Origin of the sequence: Brevundimonas sp. (assembly GCF_044239655.1) — a bacterium.
In the GTDB taxonomy this organism is placed as follows: Bacteria; Pseudomonadota; Alphaproteobacteria; order Caulobacterales; family Caulobacteraceae; genus Brevundimonas.
The window spans coordinates 1-19,407 of the sequence record NZ_JBIIAY010000055.1; the positions used below are offsets into that span (position 1 = coordinate 1).

Here is a 19,407-nt window from a genome sequence, read left to right on the forward strand (position 1 = left end):
TGATCGCGGCCGCGACCCTGTCGTCGATCAGGCGGTGCTCATAGGTCAGGCCGGCGGCCTTGAACTTGTCGGCATAGTCGGCGTCGAACACCTCCTGGAAGATGTCCTTGAAGCGACCGTCATAGGCTTTCAGGATGGTGTTCTTGGTCGACAGATAGACCGGGTAGTTGCGCGCCAGGCCATAGCTGAACGAGGCGTGGGCGAAGTCGCGGATCGAGTCGTCGAGGTTGTACATGGCCATGGCCACGCCGGCGCTCGGGGCCTTGAACACCTCATGCTCGATCACCGCGCCGTCGTCGCCGACGAACTTGATCGTCAGGGTGCCGGCACCCGGCATCAGGAAGTCGGTGGCCTTGTACTGGTCGCCGAAGGCGTGACGACCGACGACGATCGGCTGGGTCCAGCCGGGAACCAGGCGCGGCACGTTCTGGCAGATGATCGGCTCGCGGAAGACCACGCCGCCCAGGATGTTGCGGATGGTGCCGTTCGGCGACTTCCACATCTTCTTGAGGCCGAACTCCTTCACCCGGGCCTCGTCCGGGGTGATCGTGGCGCACTTCACGCCGACGCCGTGCTTCTGGATGGCGTGGGCGGCGTCGATCGTCACCTGGTCGTCGGTGGCGTCGCGGTGCTCCATGCCCAGGTCGTAGTAGTCCAGTTCGACGTCCACGAACGGAAAGACCAGCTTGTCCTTGATCCATTGCCAGATGATCCGGGTCATCTCGTCGCCGTCGATGTCCACGATGGGATTGGCGACCTTGATCTTGGCCATGAAGCGCCTCTGTGCTGGGTGTCGGGGATTTGAGTTGGCGGGGGTATAGCGAGGCATTGCCGCGCGCGAAAGGTCTGGTGCGCGCCCACATCCCCCCGGGTTAACTTTGTCTCGAAAAAGTCGCCGTGTGCGGACTGAACCGATGCGCGGTTCAGACCTTAGTTTCCCCGGAACGGGCGTTGCGTACTGAGGCGAGAATGGACGATGAGACACGAAGACTGGTCGATCGCTGGATCATCACCTTCCTGGAGCCCCCCGCCTTCGTCGATGCGGAACTGATGGCGCGCGTACTCGCTGAAGAGGACGACAGGATTGCGGAGGGGCAGACCCAATGACGGAAAAGACCTTCAGGGCCGGCGACACGGTCAAGTGGGACCACGCTCATGGCACCACGACCGGCAAGGTCGTCAGGAAACTGACCAAGCCCATGACGATCAGAAATCACAAGGTTGCGGCCTCGCCCGACAACCCCGAGTATCTGGTCGAGAGCGGAAAGACCGGCGCGCAGGCGGCCCACAGGCCGTCGGAACTGCGCAAGGCCTGAACACGCTGAGGGGGATGACGATGAACCGATGGACCATGACGGCCGCGACCGTCTTGCTGGCGGCCTGCGGGAACGGCGAGGCGCGGACCGCCGGAGTGCCGGGCGCGTCGTCGGCGGCTGCGGTGCAAACCGCGAGCGTGAAATCGGAGAGCCGCCAGTTCCGCGACTGGTACGCGGTCTGTGACAACGGCAACGCCTGCGTCGCCTACACCGGGGGTGTCGCCGCCTGGGTTCGGGTCGGGATGGACGCAGGTCCGCAGGCCCAGCCGACGATCCATTTCGGCCTCTGGCCCGACGGCGGAGAGGAAAACCTCGGCGCTCCGATCAGCCTGGTGATCGATGGGCGACGCCATGCCACCACCCCCGGCCCCGACGACACCTCCAGCGCCGTGATCCCGGCGAACGACGTGCGCGCCGTGCTCACCGAACTGGCCGCAGCCGGCTCGATCAGTCTCGTTTCGGGCGACCAGACGGCGGAGCTTCCGGCCGCCGGCGCGTCTGCCTCCTTGCTGTGGTTCGATGAACGGCAGGGGCGGCTGGACACGACCTCCGCCCTGATCCGACGTGGCCAGCGCGCGGCCTCGGCCGTGCCCGCCGCACCCGAACTGCCCGTGATCGCAGCGGCACCGGCCGTCAGCCAGGCAGGCTTCACCGCCGCCCTGGATCCGGTAAATACCGATGACGAGGACGACAACGCCGTCCCGCCCGCCGCTCTGGAGGCCGTGCCGGCCGTCAAACAGTGCCGCGAGAACACCGCCTACAACGACTACCTCCGCAAGGCCGTGACGGCCTCACGGCTGAACGCCACGACCGAGCTCTGGGGCATCCCCTGCGACAGCGGGGCCTATAACGTCAGCTACGCCTATTTCCTGACCGGGGCCGGCGGCACCGACCCACGACCGGTCGCCTTTCCCGATGCGGACGGAAAGCCGATGCAAGGGGCGGACGGAACCGAAGACTGGCTCGTCAACCCCGCCTATGACCCCGCCACCCGGACCCTGTCGGCCTTCGCCAAGGCGCGGGGCCTGGGCGACTGCGGCGTCTCCCAGACCTGGACCTGGACCGGCCGCGGCTTCGTGCTCAGCCGCGAACAGGTGATGAGCGACTGTTTCGGCATGGTCTCCGACTTCTGGCCCACCACCTTCCGTAGCCGATGAGCGGCGACCCCGAGGTCCTGATCATCGGCGCGGGTCCGGCCGGACTGACGGCGGCGACCTATCTCGGGCGGTTCCTGCGGCGGGTGCTGGTGGCAGACGCCGGAGAGCCGCGCGCCTGCTGGATTCCGCTCAGCCACAATATGCCCGGCTTCCCCGCAGGCATCACGGGCGCCGCCATCCTGTCGCGGCTGCGCGAGCAGGCCGAGGAATACGGCGCGGTGATCGAGGCAGGGTCGGTTGAGGCGGTGAAGGCCATCGATGGCGGCTTCGTCGCCCGGCTGAACGGACGCGACATTCATGCGCGGGGGGTGCTGATGGCGACGGGCGTGGTCGATCACCACCCGGACCTGCCCGGCGTCGAGGACGCCGTGCGTCGGTCACTGGTGCGCATCTGTCCGATCTGCGACGCCTATGAGGCCACCGGCAAGGCCGTCGCCGTGATCGGTGCCAGCGACATGGGCGTGCGAGAGGCCGCCTTCATGCGCACCTATTCCGACCGCGTGACCCTGATCCATGTCGGGGAGCCGGCTGCCCTGACCGAACGCGCGGCGCTGGAACGGCTAGGGATCGACCTGGTCGAGACGCCGATCGAGCAGGTCCATCTGGAAGGCGACCGGGTGACGGCCTTGAGTTGGGGTGGCCGCCAGACGGCCTTCGACATGGTCTATTCCGCGCTCGGCACCTCGGCGAATGCCGTCCTGGCCCGGATACTGGGTGCCGCCCTGTGCGACGACGGGCGGTTGCTGGTGGACGATCACCAGATGACCAGCATCCCCGGCTTCTATGCCGCCGGGGACGTAGTGCGAGGCCTCAACCAGATCGCGGTCGCCACGGCCGAGGCCGCCGTCGCCGCCACGGCCATCCACAACGCCCTGCGCGAAGCGGACGGCCAGACGGTCTAGGCGGACCAGCCGGGAGCCGAGCGAGGGCTCCACGGGGTGACCACCTGGCGGGGCGTCGGGGCACGCCGCTCAGCGCGGGGCGGCAGGGCGGCGACCAGTGCGCCGATCCAGCCCCATGCGGGTTCCTTATGAGTGCGATTCATCTCTTCCATGTCAGCCTCCTCGGGCAGTCGTTTCGGGGAGGCCCATATCTGGGCTTGACGGCTGCCGGTCTCAAACCAGATGATGGTTCGCAATCACAAGGCGGACTTATGCCAGATCCCCTCGCCGGCTTCCCCCTGGCCTCCATCCGCGTCTTCGAGGCGGCGGCCCGCCTGAAGAGTTTCACGCGTGCCGCCGACGAACTGGGCATGACCCAGGCGGCCGTCAGCTGGCAGATCAAGGCGCTGGAGACGCGGCTGGGACTCAGCCTGTTCCGCCGCCTGCCGCGCGAGGTCCAGCCGACCGAGCCCGGCGAACGGCTGTCGCGCGCCGCCACCGAAGCCATGCTGGTGCTGCGCCGGGCCCTGACCGACCTGACCGATGCGGATGAAGGCGTGCTGTCGATTACGACGCTTGCGACCCTGGCCAGCCAGTGGCTGGCGGCACGGCTGGGCGGGTTCCAGATCGCCAATCCTGGCCTGGCCGTGCGGGTCGACACCTCGTCCAACCTGATCGACCTGACCCGGGAGAACACCGACATCGCCATCCGCTCGGGCACGGGTCAGTGGCCAGGGCTGGAGGCGGCGCTGCTGATGCCCAGCGTGTTCACCCCGTTGTGCACGCCCGCCCTGTGCGAGACGCTGAAGCTAAGGACACCCGCCGACCTGATCGCCGCGCCCCGCATCGGAGAGGAAAAGGAATGGGGCGCCTGGTTCGCCGTCGCCGGGGTCGAGGGTGTGGCCCATCCGGCGGTACGGCTTCAGGCCGACTTCCAGGCCCTGGAGGTGGCGGCGGCCCTGGGTGGCCAAGGCGTCGCCCTGGCCTCACCCATTCTCTATGCGCGGGAGATCGCAGCCGGGATGCTGATCCGGCCGTTTCCCCAGATCGTCGAGCTGAGCCCCGGCTACTGGGTCTGCTGGCCGGCCGATCGGCGGCGCTCGCCCAAGATCGTGCGCTTCCGCGAATGGCTGCTGGACGCCGCCGCCGCCGACCCCGCGATCCGCGAGGCGTTGACCGCCCTGGGTCGCTGAACCTGGGTCGTCAGCCGAGCTGGGCTTCCAGAACCGCCAGGGGCACCGAACCGTTCAGCAGAACCCGATCGTGCCAGGCCTTCAGGTCGAACCCTGGCTGGCCTTCGGCCTCTTGCCGCAGGCGTTCGATCACCGTCTGTCCCAGCTTGTAGGAACAGGCCTGGCCGATCGAGACGCAGTAGCGGTCGATCTCCTTCTCGGCGGAGCCGGCCGGCTCGCCGCATTCCTCGATCATGTACTGGATGGCCTGATCCCGGGTCCAGCGCTTGTGATGCAGCCCGGTATCGACGACCAGCCGCACCGCGCGGAACAGATAGGACTGCAGATATCCGACCCGGCCCAGCGGGTTGCCGGCATAGACGTCGAGGTCGTCGGCGGCGACGCGTTCCGCATACAGGGCCCAACCCTCATTGTAGGCCGAGTTGCCCGCGATGCGGCGGTAGACCGGCAGGGTGCCGGCCTCGCGCGCTATGGTGATCTGAAGGTGATGGCCCGGCGAGGCCTCATGATAGGTCAGGGTCGGCAGACCCCATTTGGGCCAGTTCGCGGTGTCCGACAGGTTGATGTAATAGGCACCCGGTCGCGTCCCATCCAGCGACGCCCCCTGGTAATAGCCACCGGGCGCGCCGATCTCGATCGAGGGCGGCACGCGGCGAATCTCGACCTGGGCCTTGGGCAGGGTGTTGAACACGCGGGGCAGCAGGGGAGCGAGGGCCGCCATCTGTTCGTTCAGCGAGACCAGCAGGTCGGCCTTGCCCTGATCCGTATTGGGCCAGAGGTATTGCGGGTCTTCGTTCAGGGCGCGAATGCGGGCTCCGACCGATCCTTCGGACATGCCCTGGGCCTTCAGGATGGTGTCGATCTGCGCCTGGATTTCGGCGACCTGCTCCAGACCGATCTGGTGGATCTGTTCGGCGGTGTAGTCGGTGGTGGTGTAGGCACGGAGCGCGAGCCCATAGGTCTTGTCGCCCTCGGGCAGCTTCCAGGCCCCGGCGTCCTCGGTGGCGTTCGGGCGCTGGGCCTCGAACACCGCGATCTGACGGGCCAGAGCGGGCTTGACCATGGTCTCGACGACATCGGCGGCCTGGGCTCCCCAGTCGCCCATCATCGACGCCGCGTCCGTCTTGCGGATCAGGGCCTGGATCATGGCCATCTCGTAGGGCGGCGTGGCCTGAAGCGTCTTCAGTTGCGTCAGCGTCTTGTCCATCAGGAAGGACGGCAGCATGACCCCGGCCCGGCCGTCGGCGGCGATCCGCTCGCTCTCGCCGTCCAGCACGCCGGCGAAGGCCTCCAGCCGCGAGATGAAGGCGGCGGCATCAGCTTCGGTCTCGATCCGGTGCTGGTTGGCCATAAAATCAGGCACGGAAAAATAGGCCCCGGACCGCTGGGTCACCACATAGGGTCCGATCCCGCCGCCATAGGGAATGTCCGCCGCCATCGCCGCCCCCTCGGCAGTGAAGCGGAAGATGGCCCGGGTCACCTTGGCCTGGTCCGACAGACCGTCTTCGGAAACCGTCTGAATCTCGGCCCAGCGGGCACGGGCGCGGTCGCGGTCCTCTGCGGCGTCGGCGAGGCCGGACTTGCGCAGCTTGCTGGACAGGTTGGCCTTGTCACCCCGGTCGAGGCCGAGGTTGGTCGCCTGTTCGGGACTGTTCTGCAGATTCTCCTCGAACCAGCGGGTCATCATGGCGTCCAGCCGGGCATCAGCATCGGACATGACGGGCGGCGTCTGGGCCGCGGCGGGCAAGGCCGCGACCATGCCGAGACCGGCGGCGGAGACGAGCAGGCGGCGGCGATCCATCATGGTCATCTCTCGCATCAGGCCTGACGCGACGCGACCCAGCCGTCGATGACCTCTTCCAGCACGGTCAGGGGCACGCCACCGGCGGCCAGACCCGCGTCATGGAAGCCCTTGATGTCGAAGCGCGTACCCAGTTTGGCCCTGGCCGCCTCGCGCAGGCGCACCCAGGTCGAATGGCCGACCTTGTAGCTGGATGCCTGACCGGGCCAGACGGCGTACCGCTCGACCTCGGTGGCGATGGAGCTTTCCTGGTCGCCCAGAGTGTCAACCATGTAGCGGATGCCCTCTTCGCGGCTCCAGCGCTTGTAGTGCAACCCGGAATCGACCACGAGCCGGGTCGCACGGAACATCAGCGACTGGATACTTCCGATCCGGCCCCAGGGGTCGTCGTCGTACATCCCGATCTCGTCGGCCAGCTGTTCCGAATAAAGGCCCCACCCTTCCGAATAGGCCGAGAAGCCCAGGATCTTCATCAGCATGGGTGCCGAGGCGTTCTCCTGTTGCAGGGCGATCTGGAAATGGTGGCCTGGAACCGCCTCGTGATAGGTCAGAGTCGGCAGGCTGAACTTCGGCCATTCGGCCGTGTCCCGCAGGTTGATGTAATAGGCACCGGGTCGCGAACCATCCAGCGACGGCGACTGGTAATAGCCCCCGGGGGCACCCGCCTCGATGTCCTTGGGCACGCGGCGGATGTCGCAGCCGGACTTGGGCAGGCGGCCGAAATACTCGGGCATCCGCGCCATGACTCGCTGCATCTGGGCGTTCAGATCGGTCAGCAGGACCGCCTTGGCCTCGTCGGTGTTGGGATAGAGCTGGCCGGGGACCTGATTGGCGATCGCGGCGATGCGGGCCCCGACCGTGCCCTGCGTCAGACCCTGGGCCTTGAGCAGCACGTCGGCTCGGGCCGACAGTTCGGCGACCTGTTCCAGACCCATCTGGTGGATCTCCTGACCGGTCAGGGTCGTCGTTGTGTAATAGCGCAGACCGAAGTCGTAATAGGCCTCGCCCTGCGGCAGACGCCAGATGCCGGCGTCATGGACCGCCGCCGGACGCTGTGCGGCCAGCGCCTCACGCTGGCGACGCAGAGCCGGCAGGACCTCGCCCGACACGATGGCGAGCGCCCGCGCGGACCAGTCCCCCGCCAGTCCCTTGGCCTCCGCCCGGCGCGCCAGCGAGGTCACGAGCGTCAGACCCGTCGGATCGGCGTCCAGCGTCCGGTCCATCTGGCCGGTCGTCCGGTCGATGACGAAGTCCGGCGGAATCGCACCCGCGCCGAAGTCGGCGCGCATCCGCTCCGTCTCCTGGTCATAGACCTTGCCCAGGTCCGACAGGCGCGACAGATAGGCCTCTGCGTCCTGGGCCGTTTCGATCGAATGCTGGCTGTGCAGGAAGTCGGGCACCGACTGATAGGCACCGCCCAGCTGGCTGATCGTATAGGGCGACGGGTACAGGCCGCCCCCGTAGGGAAAGTCGTAACCCGACGCCACCGTGTCGCCGAAGAATTTGACCGAGTCGAAATGGACCTTGGACTGGGTCGACAGGGCGTTGCGGTCGATGGCGGAAAGCTCAACCATGCTGGCCCGCATCTTGACCTTGTCGGCATCGATCTTGGCCTGGGACTGGTCATCCAACCGGGCCTTCATCGGCGCGGCCTGTCCCTTGTCGAGCCCCAGCATGGTCAGGGTCTGGGGCGAGGTCATGATCATGTCGCGCACGATCCCGTCCATCGCGGTCGTCAGTGCGGCGTCGGCGACGCTTCCACCGGGCGCGGCCTGTCCCATGGGACCGGCGAGCGCTCGGGCGGGCGGAGACAGGGCCGCCAGGGCGCTGGCGGCGGCGAGGAGGCGGCGACGATCGATCATGGGGGACTCCGGACACGGGACTTGGCGTATCAGGCGTGATCCCAGGCCCGGACGCAAGCCTTACCCGGCGTGCAGTTCCTGTTTGACCCGCTCTGCCAGGGATTTGATGTCCAGCGGCTTGGGCAGGAAGGACACGCCCTTTTCGTCCTGCAACAGGTCCGAGAAATCGCTCTCGGCATAGCCCGAGATGAACATCACCGGGGCGTCGCCCAGATACTGTCGCGCCTTCTTCAGCAGGGACGGCCCGTCGAGGCCGGGCATGATGACGTCCGAGATCATCATGTCGATCTGGCCGGCCCATTCCTCGGCCAGGGCCAGGGCCTCCTCGCCGTCGGCGGCCTCGATGACCTCATAGCCGCGCTGGCGGAGCAATCGGGCAGCGATGCCGCGCACGGCGGCCTCGTCCTCGACGAACAGGATGCGACCAGCCCCCGACAGGTCGCGCGGCGCGGCCTTGACCTTGACCACCACCGGGGCGGCCTCGACCAGTTCCTCGGCCGTCGCGGCGGGCAGGAAGATGCGGAAGGCGGCACCCGCCCCCGGCAGGTTGGTCACGCCGATATGGCCACCCGCCTGCTGGACGATGCCGTAGACGGTGGCCAGGCCCATGCCGGTGCCCTCGTTGACGGCCTTGGTCGTGAAAAAGGGCTCGAATATCTTGTCCAGCAGTTCGGGCGGCACGCCGGGGCCGGTGTCGGACACCTCGATCAGCGCCACTTCATCGGTCGTGGCATCGAGCCAGCCCATGGTCCGGGCCTCGGCCCCGGTCAGGCGGCGGGTCAGGATCGTGACCACTCCCGCCCCCGGCTCGACCACGCCGCGCATGGCGTCGCGCGCGTTGACGGCCAGGTTCATGACCGCCGTCTCCAGCTGGGACTTGTCGGCCAGGACGACCGGCAGATCGCGTCCATAGTCCGTCTCGAGCCGCACATCCTCGCGCAGCAGACGGCGGAGCAGGACGGTGAATTCGCTGACCAGTTCGCCCAGGTCCAGCCGTTCGCGCCGCACGGTCGACTTGCGCGAGAAGGCCAGCAGTTTCCGCACAAGGTCGGCTGCTCGAATGGCTGTCTGGCGGATTTCGTTCAGGCCGTCATAGGAGGGATCGCCGACCGGGTGGCGCTCCAGCAGACCCGAGAGCTGAAGCTGGATCGCGGTCAGCAGGTTGTTGAAGTCGTGCGCCACGCCCCCGGCCAGCTGGCCCACGGCCTGCATCTTCTGGGCCTGCGACAGCTGAAGCTCCATCGACTTCTGGGCCGAGACGTCGAACAGCCAGACGCGACGCTTGTCGCCTTCCGGCGCGACATACAGGTGCAGCATCCGGTCGGGATGGGCCCGGGCGACCAGTTCGATCGGGCCGGTCGATCCCGCCGCCATACGGGTGCGGGCTTCGCTCACTCCGTTGGGCTCGAACAGATGACCGAAGGCGGCGTCTCGGGCGGCATTCGGACCGGTCAGGACCGCGAGCGCGGGATTGGGGTCCTCGGCGCGACCGGCGAAGATGTCGTCGCCGTCGATGACCGCCGAGCCGAACGGCGCACCGGCCGCCATCGCTCTGCCTTCGCCAGAGGCTGCGACGTAGGCTTTCGGGAGGGCGGCGGCCGGGGTCTCCAGCGCGGCCTGCGGGGCCTCGCGCACCAGGAAGCGACCGCCTCCGCTCGCATCGGTTCCGGCCTGACCGATCATCACCTCGATCTCTCGGGTGCCCACCAGGACGATGGCGCGTCCCTGTTCGCCTTGCCGGGCCTGGGCGAAGGCCATGTAGAGCGCCTGAGCCGACTTGCCCTTGGGCAGGGCATCCAGGGCACCGTTCTGCGCACCCCAGGCGGCGTTGTAGACCAGCACCTGTCCATTGGCGCGAACAAGGGCGGCCGGCTCGGCCATGGCGTCCAGCATCTCGACCGCGACGTCCCCGGCCGGAGCTGCGCCCGTCGTCTTGCGTTCGCCGCGCCCGAAGGCCAGCAGCCCGATCAGGGCCACGGCGGCGACCGTCAGCAGGAGCACCGCATGCGGCGTGGTCGTCGGGCCCGAGCGGAACGCCGGCCAGGCCAGGGCCCCGATCGCGACCGAAAAGCCGATCGCCATCACGATCAGCAGCGGATCGAAGCGGAACCTCGGCGAGGGATGGACGGGTGCGGTCACGCGACCTCTCAGGCGAATCAGTGCGTCAGCATACGCCACAAATGAAATCTTCCCCTTCGTGCGCGAACAGGCGGGTTCTCCGCAGGCTTCCGACCGGCTATCTGGCCCCTCATGACCTTGCCCCACGCCATTTCCGGCCTCTCCGAGATCGCCGCCGACTATGACATCCTGCTGTGTGACGTCTGGGGGGTGATCCACAACGGGCGCGAAAGCTGGCCCGAGGCCTGCGACGCCCTGGCCCGTTTCAACCGAGACCATGGCCACGTCATCCTGATCTCCAATGCGCCGCGTCCGGCCTCGGACGTGCATGCTCAACTCGACGCGCTGGGCGTGCCGCGCGAGAGCTGGCGGGCCTTCGTCACCTCCGGCGACGCGACCCGCGCGGAACTGGCGAGGCGGGCGCCGGGTCCGGCCTGGGTCCTCGGACCCGACCGGGACTGGCCCCTGTACGACGGCCTTGGGCTGGACCTGGCTGAAGGCGCGGGCGACGCCGCCTTCCTGTCGGTCACCGGTCTGCTGGACGACACAACCGAGACGCCCGCCGACTATCGCGAACGGCTGAAGCCCGCCGCCGAACGGGGACTGGAGATGATCTGCGCCAACCCCGACCGGATCGTGCAGCGCGGCGACACCATCATCTACTGCGGCGGGGCCCTGGCCGATCTGTACGAGGAACTCGGCGGCCGGGTGACCATGGCGGGCAAGCCCTATGGTCCCATCTACGCCCTGGCTCTGGCCGAGGCGGCGCGGCTTCTGGGTCGTCCTGTCGATCGTTCTCGGGTGCTGTGCATCGGCGACGGGGTCATCACCGACGTGATGGGGGCCAACCAGCAGGCGCTCGACTGCCTGTTCATCGCCCAGGGCATCCACGGCGACGCGGCAAAGGGCCCGGACGGGCTGATCGATCCGGCGCTGGCCGCAGGCCTGCTGAAGGCGGAGACGACCTATGCCCGGTACGCTGCACTCGATCTGACCTGGCAGGCCTCGCCAAAATGATGCGGGCCGTCTAACAGCGACGCATGACCGGACCCCACCCCTCAGGCGGCTATATCCTCGAAGAGCTCTCGGTCGGCATGGTCGCCGAGAAGCCCGTCATCATCACCGAGGAGCGGATTCAACGTTTTGCCGAGGCGTCCGACGACTTCAATCCCGTGCATATGGACGAGGCCTATGCCTCAAAGACCGCCTATCGCGGCCGGATCGCCCACGGCCTGCTGTCGGCGTCGTTCGGCTCGGCGGTGGTCGGGACCATCCTGCCGGGCGCCGGCGCGATCTATCTCAGCCAGACCCTGGCCTTCCACAAGCCGGTGCGGATCGGCGATGTCGTCATTGCGAAGATCACCGTCGCCTCGGTCGATGAGGTGTCTGCCCGGGTCGTCCTGACCTGCGAGGGCCATGTGAACGGCGAGCTGATCATGGACGGCGAAGCCACCGTGCGTGTGCCGCGTCGGCGCCGTCCCGCCAAGGGCTGACCGTCCATGGCCATCAAGGTCATTCGGGGCTGGCGCGACCTGCCGGCCGAACTGAAGGGCGCTGCCGCTGCGATCGGGGCGCTGGACGGCGTACACCGGGGCCATCGCGCGGTGATCGCCGCAGCGAGCGAGGCTGCTGCAAGGCTGGGTGCCCCCTTGGCGGCGGTCAGTTTCGATCCTCATCCCCGCCGCTGGTTCCAGCCCGACGCGGCCCCGTTTCGCCTGATGAACGCGAACCAGATGGCCCGGGCGCTGGAGCCCCTGGGCGTAGAGCGCCTCCATCTGCTGGCGTTCGACGCCGAGATGGGGGCGATGAGCGACGCCGACTTCGCCCGCGATGTGCTGGGTCAGGGCCTTGGCATCCGCCACGCGGCGGTCGGCTTCGACTTCACCTTCGGCAAGGGCCGGTCGGGATCGCCCCAGTCCCTGAAGGCCTATGGGCAGTCGCTCGGTTTCTCGGTGTCCATGACGCCCCGCGTTGATGATGCCAACGGCCTGAAACTGTCGTCCAGCGGCGTGCGTGAGGCCTTGCAGGCCGGCGACATGGCCCGCGCCACGGCCATCCTGGGCCGCTCCTTCGCCATCGAGGGCGAGGTGGTCCACGGCGACAAGCGCGGTCGCACCATCGGCGTGCCGACCGCCAACGTCCGGCTCGGCGACTATATGCGGCCGGCCTACGGGGTCTATGCGACCCGGACCCGACTGCCGAGCGGTCGCGTCATCGACGGCGTCGCCAACCTGGGCGTCCGACCGATGTTCGAGATCGAGGAGCCCCTGCTGGAGGTGTGGTTGTTCGACTTCTCAGGCGACCTCTATGGCCAGACGGTCGAGACAGACCTCGTGGCCCGGCTGCGGGGCGAGATGGATTTCGACGGGCTGGACGCGCTGAAGGTCCAGATCGAGGCCGATGCAGCAGCGGCCAAGGCGACGTTGGCGATCAGCCCCCCGCCGCCTCTATGACCTTGAGGGTCTCGGCCCGCACCGACTTGCCGTCGGCGCCGATGACGTCGTCGACCTTCCAGTTCACGCCCTCCCGGACCAGATTGAGCGTTTGCGTAGTCGTCTCGCCCGCATTGGTGAAGACGACCGCGGCGGTCGCGGCGTTCACCCCCGTCTGACCGACGGTCAGACTGTCCAGGGTGAACGGCCCCTGATCCTGACAGGCGCAGATCAGGTCATAGTTCAGGGTCGGCACCTCGCCGTTTGCGACCCGGAAGTCCGCGCCGATCGTGGCGTTCATCATGCGCGAGTAGATCGGGTCCTGGCCCGGTGCCGGGGTGTCGGTCCCCGGGCCGCCCGCGACGTAGACGGCGTAGAGCGCTCGCACGAAGGGCTCGGGCCCCTCGCCCGCCGCCGCATAGACGGCGGGACGTCCGGGCGGAAGGGCGGCGGCGGCCGGGGCCTCGGGCACCTTGGCCTGCTCAGGCGGCGAGCAGCCGGCCATGACGGCGCTCAGGGCCAGGGCGACGGGGATGAGCAGGCGCATCGACGGTCTCCGTTATGTCAGGCGGCGGGCTGGGCGCGGGCCTCGGCGATCCAGGCGTTCAGGGAATCAACCAGTGGCCGTTCAGGAAACTCGCGGGTCTGGTCGCGCTGGATGTCGTCGATCTTCCAGGTACCGGCCTCACGCACGAGATTGTAGGTCTGGCGCACCGTCTCGGCTGGCGTGGCCTCGGCGAAGGTCAGGACCACGGCCGCGTCAGCGTAGTCGGCGTCGCGCGGCGTGACGGTGACGCCGGTCAGACGCATTCCTGTGTCGTCCTGGCAGGCGCAGAAGGGGTTGGCCTCGAAGAATCCCATATCGCCCTCGGCCGTCAGGGTCTGGGTCTGGCCGATCAGGGCGGCCGTCCGGGCGGACCAGGGCGCGGCGGCGTAGATGTCCGGACCTTCGCCGGTCGCGGTCCCGCCTTGCGTGGTCGGGTACAGCGACCGCACGAAGGTCTCCGCCGCCGGATCGGCGGCCTGGGCCGCGTCGGCGGTCTCGGCGCTCGTCGGAGCGGACGCGGTCTCGCCCTTGTCGCAACTGCTCAGGATCAGACCGAGCGACAGGGCGGTGACGGCGAGGGGGATGGCGAGACGCATGGACGTTTCCTGACACTGTACGCGATCATCGGTCGCCGCGCTGGTGCCGACGCTAGGCCCCGTCGGCGGAATTTCCCAGCCCCGTCCGCAGCCTATTCGTGTGCAGAGCCACCCGCCTCCACCCGCTGGATGGATTCGGTCAGCCGGTCGGCGAGGCTGGGGTAGCCGGGGTTCAGCACATCGTCGATCGTCCATCCCCGGATCGGATCGCCCCAGAGCAGGAGTCGAGCGGTCTTCGTCTCACCGGCGTTGACGAACCGAACGGTCGCGATCCAGCGCATCCGCACATTGTCGAGGCTGACCCCCACGGACTGGACCCGCAGGTTCTCCCAGTCCTGGCAGTCGCAGATCGGATCGGCGTCGAGATAGGGCAGGTCTTCGGTCGCCAATTCGCGGTCGCGCCGGATCAGCGTCGCCATTCGTGGCGACCAGACCGCCGGATCGCCCAGATCCGGCGGCGAGACGTCCTCGTCGGAATAGACGGCATAGACGCCGCGCACGAAGGCGGCGGCGCCCTCGTCGCCGCGCTGAGCGGAGGCCGAGGTGGCCATGCCCACCATCAGCAGACCCACGATCATCGCTGGAAATTGCCGCATCCTTACCTCCCTAGCCCGCCGGATCATGCGCCGGGTTCGCCCCGGTCCCACTGTCGAATGCTGACGCCCGCACTGGCGCAGCCGGTTCCGGCTCTGCTAGACAGCGCCCATCATGACCGTCCGCGTCTTCCGTCGCCCGATTTCGATTAGCCGCCCGGCGTAGCGCCGAGGGCTGCTTCAGCCCCGCTTACGCCGGGATATGTCGCTCAAGCAGTAAGCCGCCGCGCGGCGAGCGATAGCGACCACGGAAAATGCGAACGATCAATCCCAGACGCTGAGACCGCCTCATGGCCGACGACCAATCCAACGCCCCCGCCGCCCGCGATTACCGCGAGACCGTCTTCCTGCCCGAGACGCCGTTCCCGATGCGCGGTGGCCTGCCGCAGAAGGAGCCGGCGATTCTGGAGCAGTGGGGCGACCTGTATGCGACCCTGCGTACCGAACGTCAGGCCCAGGGCGCGCCGCTCTATGTGCTGCACGACGGCCCGCCCTATGCCAACGGCGACATCCACATCGGCCATGCGCTGAACAAGACGCTGAAGGATTTCGTGGTCCGGTCGCGCTTCCTGCTGGGCTACGACGTCGACTACGTCCCCGGCTGGGACTGCCACGGCCTGCCGATCGAGTGGAAGATCGAGGAACAGTACCGCGCCAAGGGCCGGCGCAAGGACGAGGTCTCCAAGGAAGAGTTCAGGAAGGCCTGTCGCGACTACGCCGCCGGCTGGATCGACGTGCAGGGGGCCCAGTTCAAGCGGCTGGGGATCACCGGCGACTTCGAGAATCGCTATGCCACCATGGACTTCTCGACCGAGGCGAAGATCGTCGCCGAGTTCCACCGGTTCAAGAATTCGGGCCAGCTGTATCGCGGCTCCAAACCTGTCATGTGGTCGCCGGTCGAGCGCACCGCACTGGCCGATGCAGAGATCGAGTACCACGACCACGTCTCGCCCACGATCTGGGTCAAGTTCCCGGTCATCGCGGCGTTCGACGACCATGACGACGACCTGCTGGCCTTCCGCCACGCGACCCCGTCGATCGTGATCTGGACGACCACGCCCTGGACCATCCCGGCCAACCGGGCGATCAGCTATGGGCCCGAGATCGCCTATGGCCTGTACGAGGTCCAGTCGATGGAACAGGGGCTGGAGTTCGAGCCCTGGGCCGCGCCCGGCGACCGGCTGATCGTCGCCGACAAGCTGGCTGAGGATGTGTTCAAGGCGGCGAAAATCGTGACCTGGACGCGGGTCGGCGACCTCAACCCGTCGGGGCTGGAGTGCGCCCATCCGCTGGCGGCGCTGGACCCCGGCTACGGTTTCTCCGTGCCGCTGCTGGCCGGGGATCACGTCACCGACGACGCCGGGACCGGCTTCGTCCACACCGCGCCGGGCCACGGTGCCGACGACTTCGAGGTGTGGAAGGCCCACGGTCATCACGAGGTGCCGGATACGGTCGATCCCGACGGGGCCTACTATCCCGGCGTTCCCCTGTTCGCGGGACTGAAGGTGCTGGAGACCGAGGGCAAGAAGACCGGCAAGTTCGGGCCCGCCAACGGCGCGGTGATGGACCGGCTGATCGAGGCCGGGACGTTGCTGGCGCGCGGTCGGATCGAACACACCTATCCGCATTCGTGGCGTTCCAAGGCGCCGGTGATCTTCAGGAATACGCCGCAGTGGTTCATCCGCATGGATGCCCCGCTCAAGGACGGCGACACCCTGCGCGAGACGGCGCTCAAGGCCATCGACCACACCGACTTCCACCCTGAGGCCGGGCGCAACCGCATCCGGTCCATGGTCGAGGGACGGCCCGACTGGCTGATCAGCCGCCAGCGCGCCTGGGGCACACCGCTCGCCATGTTCGTGGACAAGCACACCGGCCAGCCGCTGCATGACCCGGAGGTCGACGCCCGCATCCTGAAGGCCATCGCCGAGCACGGCGCCGACATCTGGTTCAGCGCGCCCGACAGCGATTTCCTGGGCGTTCACGACCCGGCCCGGTACGAGAAGGTCGAGGACATCCTGGACGTCTGGTTCGACTCTGGATCGACCCACGCCTTCACCATCGAGCCCCGCGATCCGGCGACCGGATACGTCGGCGACCGGCCGTCGCACTGGCCGGCGGACCTGTATCTGGAAGGCTCGGACCAGCATCGCGGGTGGTTCCAGTCGTCGCTGCTGGAGGGTTCCGGCACGCGCGGCCGGGCGCCGTTCAACGCGGTCCTGACCCACGGCTTCACCCTCGACGAGAAGGGGGAGAAGATGTCCAAGTCCAAGGGCAACACCACCGACCCCGCCGTCATCATCAAGGAGAGCGGTGCCGACATCCTGCGCCTGTGGGTCGCGCTGGTGGACTATTCGGACGACCAGCGGATCGGCAAGACGATCCTGCAGACCACGGTGGATGCGTACCGCAAGCTGAGGAACACGGTCCGCTATCTGCTGGGCGCCCTGGTCGGGTTCGACGAGGACGAGCGGCTGACGGATTACGACGCCATGCCGCCGCTGGAGAAGTTCGTGCTGCATCGGCTGCATGAGCTTGATGGTCAGGTGCGCAAGGCCTACGCCGAATACCGGTTCCAGGACGTGGTCCGGCCTGTGCTGGAGTTCTGCGCCAACGACCTGTCGGCCCTGTATTTCGATATCCGCAAGGACAGCCTGTACTGTGATCGGCCCGATGCGATCCGCCGTCGGGCGGCACGGACGGTGATGGACGAGGTGTTCATGCGCCTGACCGCCTGGCTGGCCCCGCTAACGCCCTTCACGATGGAGGAGGCGTGGCTGACGCGCTTCCCGGAGGCGGGGACGAACTGTGCGCGGGTGATCCCGGAGACGCCGGGGCAGTGGCGGAATGAAGCGGAAGTCTCGCGTTGGAACGACATCAAGCATCTGCTCATGTTTGTGACTCAGGAGCTGGAAAATGCGCGCACAAACAAGGAGATCGGTGGCGCAATAGACGCGGCAGTTCACGTTGTCGCTCACGAACGCTGGCTTGCTGCGTTTGAAAGCGAGCAGATGGATCGCAATGCCTTCGCTGCGGAAGTCTTCCGCAGTAGCCAAGCATTTCTTGAGGATGCGGCACCGGGAGATGTCTTAAACCCAGTTCCGCCTGAGCAACTAGTTCGGGTGGTCCCGCTGACGAGCCCCAAATGCGCCCGCTCCTGGCGCCGTGTTACCGACGTCGGTTCCGATCCCGACTACCCCGAACTCAGCGCCCGCGATGCGGATGCGGTGCGGTGGTGGGATCAGCAGCGGGCGGGGTGATCGCAAGCCTCTCCTCCCTGTCGCCGCAGGCGATGGGGAGGTGGCGCGGCTCGGCTTCGAGCCGTGACGGAGGGGGCGACTCGTTGGTCGCAGTGAGGGCTTCCGGACGCGACCGGAAAGAGCGTGTCGCCCCCTCCGTCATGGCGCTGAAGGAGCGCCGCGCCACCTCCCCATTGCTGCGCAACGGGGAGGAGAAGGTGGGTTCGATTATCAAAGACCGCGGGCAGGCGCGTCAGGCTGGATTCAAACCCGTGAACTGATCCGGGCGCAGGAACCGCTTGGTGAACCTCGCCTCCGCCACTGCGCCGTTGAAATAGTTGACGCGGTTGATGCGGCAGCCGACCGAGGAGCGCCCGGGGCCCTGGGGGGTGAAGGGGACGGCGGCCTCGCCCTGCAGTTCGCCGTTGACGAAGGACCGGTACATGGTCCCGTCATAGGTCTGGGCGACGTGATACCAGCGGCCGACGGGATGCAGCTTGTCGGGAAACAGCAGGGTCTGGTTGTAGGTCGGGCCCTTGGTGAAGGCGTCGAGGGACCATTGGTCGCCATAGACGCGGATCTCGAACAGGAAGCGGGTGCCGACCGGGGTCTGGCCGGGGGCAACGGTCTCGTCGGCCTGGAGGTGGAACCAGCGTTGCTCGAAGGCCCCGCCGTCGGGGCGGAAGACGGCCTCGAAGGCGAAGGTGGAGGCGCCGGCCAGGGGGTGATCGCCGATGAACAGGGCGTCGTCCACGCCGTCGAACTTCAGAGCGCCACCGGGGTGCGAGGCCGGGCCGTCGATGCGTTGCGGGGCCCCTTCGATCGTCAGGGGCGCACCGATCCGGTCGAGGTCGCCGAAGCGCCAGACGGTCTGATCCGCCCGATCCGACCCGGCGAAGGTGGCACAGCTGGTCGTGGCGACCAGCCCTGCCGCCGCGCCGCCGACGAGAAGCTGACGCCGGTCCATCAGGCCGCCAGCCCCTCGATCAGGTCGCCCAGGTTGCGGATGAAGACCTGGGTCGAGATGCATTCGACGGGGTAGTCGGTGTTGTAGGGCGAGGTGTCCCACAGGTCGCCGACGCGGGTCGTCTGATACTCGCCGCCGGTGACCTCGGCCGGTGCCGGGCCGATATAGGGGTTGGAGATGGTGGTCAGGGGCGAGGGCCAGTAGCCCCGGTCGTTGAGGCCCGAAACCAGCTCGGCGACGCGCGCCGGTGTCGTCGGCCGCTCGCGCCGGGCGTCGGTGGACATGTCCCAGATGCTGACGTCGCGCAGGGTGAAATATTTGGGCAGCTTCAGCGATCCGGCCCTCGCCTTCAGCGGCGAGGCGGCGATCAGGGCGGCGGGGTCCATGGCGGCCGCCGCCTCGTACTCGGCGCGGATGGCGGCGGTATCGACGTTCCTGAACGAGCCGTAGTGGACGATCAGATTGTTCGGGTTGGTGTCGGCGTAATACTGGCCGTTGGTGATGTTGGACCCGCGCCGGTGAATATAGACCGGGGTGTTCGAGCCCTCGAGGATGAAGGTCGGGTGGGTGCGGCCCGGCGCGATCAGGTTCTGGGGCGTCCTGACCTGATCCAGCCAGTCCAGCGCCTCGGGCAGGCGTTCGAGGAATTTGCGGTCGCCGGTCAGCCGATAGAAGCCGATCATCGAGCGGATGTTGGTGCCCGTG

18 protein-coding genes and 1 pseudogene are annotated in these 19,407 nt (G+C 67.8%); 9 read left to right on the plus strand and 10 right to left on the minus strand.

Going from position 1 to position 19,407, the window contains the following annotated elements:
* A partial coding sequence (locus ACILQR_RS09055) for an NADP-dependent isocitrate dehydrogenase (protein WP_395651117.1) occupies positions 1-772 on the minus strand: 772 nt, incomplete at its 3' end.
* 197 nt (positions 773-969) lie between these two features.
* Here ACILQR_RS09055 and ACILQR_RS09060 point away from each other — a divergent pair.
* Genes ACILQR_RS09060 through ACILQR_RS09075 form a run of 4 tightly spaced genes read left to right on the plus strand, consistent with a single transcriptional unit; the run spans position 970 to position 3,375 of the window.
* Positions 970-1,107 (plus strand): hypothetical protein, encoded by a 138-nt coding sequence (locus ACILQR_RS09060; RefSeq protein ID WP_395651118.1) that lies wholly within the window; start codon positions 970-972, stop codon positions 1,105-1,107.
* Positions 1,104-1,316: a DUF2945 domain-containing protein gene (locus tag ACILQR_RS09065; RefSeq protein WP_395651119.1), complete on the plus strand. Its 213-nt coding sequence runs from the start codon at positions 1,104-1,106 to the stop codon at positions 1,314-1,316. Before ACILQR_RS09060 ends, ACILQR_RS09065 begins: the two co-directional genes overlap by 4 nt.
* Before the next feature lie 20 nt (positions 1,317-1,336).
* Complete coding sequence (locus tag ACILQR_RS09070; protein WP_395651120.1) at positions 1,337-2,473, plus strand: DUF1176 domain-containing protein; 1,137 nt, start codon at positions 1,337-1,339, stop codon at positions 2,471-2,473.
* Positions 2,470-3,375: an NAD(P)/FAD-dependent oxidoreductase gene (locus ACILQR_RS09075; RefSeq protein WP_395651121.1), complete on the plus strand. Its 906-nt coding sequence runs from the start codon at positions 2,470-2,472 to the stop codon at positions 3,373-3,375. The genes ACILQR_RS09070 and ACILQR_RS09075 overlap by 4 nt, the downstream gene beginning before the upstream one ends.
* Here ACILQR_RS09075 and ACILQR_RS09080 read toward each other — a convergent pair.
* On the minus strand, positions 3,372-3,527 hold the full coding sequence (locus ACILQR_RS09080; RefSeq protein ID WP_395651122.1) for a hypothetical protein: 156 nt from the start codon (positions 3,525-3,527) through the stop codon (positions 3,372-3,374). The two genes, ACILQR_RS09075 and ACILQR_RS09080, sit on opposite strands and share 4 nt — an antisense overlap.
* A 99-nt stretch (positions 3,528-3,626) precedes the next feature.
* Between ACILQR_RS09080 and ACILQR_RS09085 the strand changes: the two genes are divergently transcribed.
* Complete coding sequence (locus ACILQR_RS09085; protein WP_395651123.1) at positions 3,627-4,547, plus strand: LysR substrate-binding domain-containing protein; 921 nt, start codon at positions 3,627-3,629, stop codon at positions 4,545-4,547.
* 10 nt (positions 4,548-4,557) lie between these two features.
* On the opposite strand, the gene ACILQR_RS09090 is transcribed toward ACILQR_RS09085, so the two are convergent.
* Genes ACILQR_RS09090 through cckA form a run of 3 tightly spaced genes read right to left on the minus strand, consistent with a single transcriptional unit; the run spans position 4,558 to position 10,349 of the window.
* Entirely contained in the window at positions 4,558-6,351 is a 1,794-nt protein-coding gene (locus ACILQR_RS09090; protein ID WP_395651124.1) for a DUF885 domain-containing protein, read from the minus strand.
* Positions 6,352-6,365: 14 nt separating this feature from the next.
* Positions 6,366-8,210: a DUF885 domain-containing protein gene (locus ACILQR_RS09095; protein ID WP_395651125.1), complete on the minus strand. Its 1,845-nt coding sequence runs from the start codon at positions 8,208-8,210 to the stop codon at positions 6,366-6,368.
* A gap of 60 nt (positions 8,211-8,270) precedes the next feature.
* Positions 8,271-10,349: a cell cycle histidine kinase CckA gene (cckA, locus tag ACILQR_RS09100; RefSeq protein WP_395651126.1), complete on the minus strand. Its 2,079-nt coding sequence runs from the start codon at positions 10,347-10,349 to the stop codon at positions 8,271-8,273.
* 111 nt (positions 10,350-10,460) lie between these two features.
* Here cckA and ACILQR_RS09105 point away from each other — a divergent pair, with 111 nt between their 5' ends.
* The 3 genes from ACILQR_RS09105 to ACILQR_RS09115 are packed head-to-tail and all read left to right on the plus strand — an operon-like array spanning position 10,461 to position 12,781.
* The gene (locus tag ACILQR_RS09105) at positions 10,461-11,345 is read left to right on the plus strand and encodes a TIGR01459 family HAD-type hydrolase (protein ID WP_395651127.1); all 885 of its coding nucleotides are present in this window, start codon (positions 10,461-10,463) and stop codon (positions 11,343-11,345) included.
* Between the two features lie 23 nt (positions 11,346-11,368).
* Positions 11,369-11,821, plus strand: a complete 453-nt coding sequence (locus ACILQR_RS09110; RefSeq protein WP_271146702.1) for a MaoC family dehydratase — start codon at positions 11,369-11,371, stop codon at positions 11,819-11,821.
* A 6-nt stretch (positions 11,822-11,827) separates the two neighbouring features.
* Positions 11,828-12,781, plus strand: coding sequence for a bifunctional riboflavin kinase/FAD synthetase (locus ACILQR_RS09115; RefSeq protein WP_395651128.1), 954 nt, complete (start codon positions 11,828-11,830; stop codon positions 12,779-12,781).
* On the opposite strand, the gene ACILQR_RS09120 is transcribed toward ACILQR_RS09115, so the two are convergent.
* The 3 genes from ACILQR_RS09120 to ACILQR_RS09130 form a co-directional block, all read right to left on the minus strand.
* Positions 12,759-13,307, minus strand: coding sequence for a DUF3828 domain-containing protein (locus ACILQR_RS09120; protein ID WP_395651129.1), 549 nt, complete (start codon positions 13,305-13,307; stop codon positions 12,759-12,761). The two genes, ACILQR_RS09115 and ACILQR_RS09120, sit on opposite strands and share 23 nt — an antisense overlap.
* Before the next feature lie 17 nt (positions 13,308-13,324).
* Positions 13,325-13,903 carry a DUF3828 domain-containing protein gene (locus ACILQR_RS09125; RefSeq protein WP_395651130.1) on the minus strand — a complete coding sequence of 193 codons (579 nt, stop codon included), beginning with the start codon at positions 13,901-13,903 and terminating at the stop codon, positions 13,325-13,327.
* Between the two features lie 92 nt (positions 13,904-13,995).
* On the minus strand, positions 13,996-14,499 hold the full coding sequence (locus tag ACILQR_RS09130) for a DUF3828 domain-containing protein (RefSeq protein ID WP_395651131.1): 504 nt from the start codon (positions 14,497-14,499) through the stop codon (positions 13,996-13,998).
* 287 nt (positions 14,500-14,786) lie between these two features.
* On the opposite strand from ACILQR_RS09130, the gene ileS reads away from it, so the two are divergent.
* Positions 14,787-17,756 (plus strand): isoleucine--tRNA ligase, encoded by a 2,970-nt coding sequence (gene ileS / locus ACILQR_RS09135; protein ID WP_395651132.1) that lies wholly within the window; start codon positions 14,787-14,789, stop codon positions 17,754-17,756.
* 232 nt (positions 17,757-17,988) lie between these two features.
* Here ileS and ACILQR_RS09140 read toward each other — a convergent pair whose 3' ends face one another.
* Both ACILQR_RS09140 and ACILQR_RS09145 read right to left on the minus strand, forming a co-directional pair.
* The gene (locus ACILQR_RS09140; RefSeq protein WP_395651133.1) at positions 17,989-18,702 is read right to left on the minus strand and encodes a LamG domain-containing protein; all 714 of its coding nucleotides are present in this window, start codon (positions 18,700-18,702) and stop codon (positions 17,989-17,991) included.
* Positions 18,702-19,407, minus strand: a pseudogene (locus ACILQR_RS09145) (pectate lyase); the annotation flags it as partial. The pseudogene ACILQR_RS09145 and the gene ACILQR_RS09140, both read right to left, overlap by 1 nt.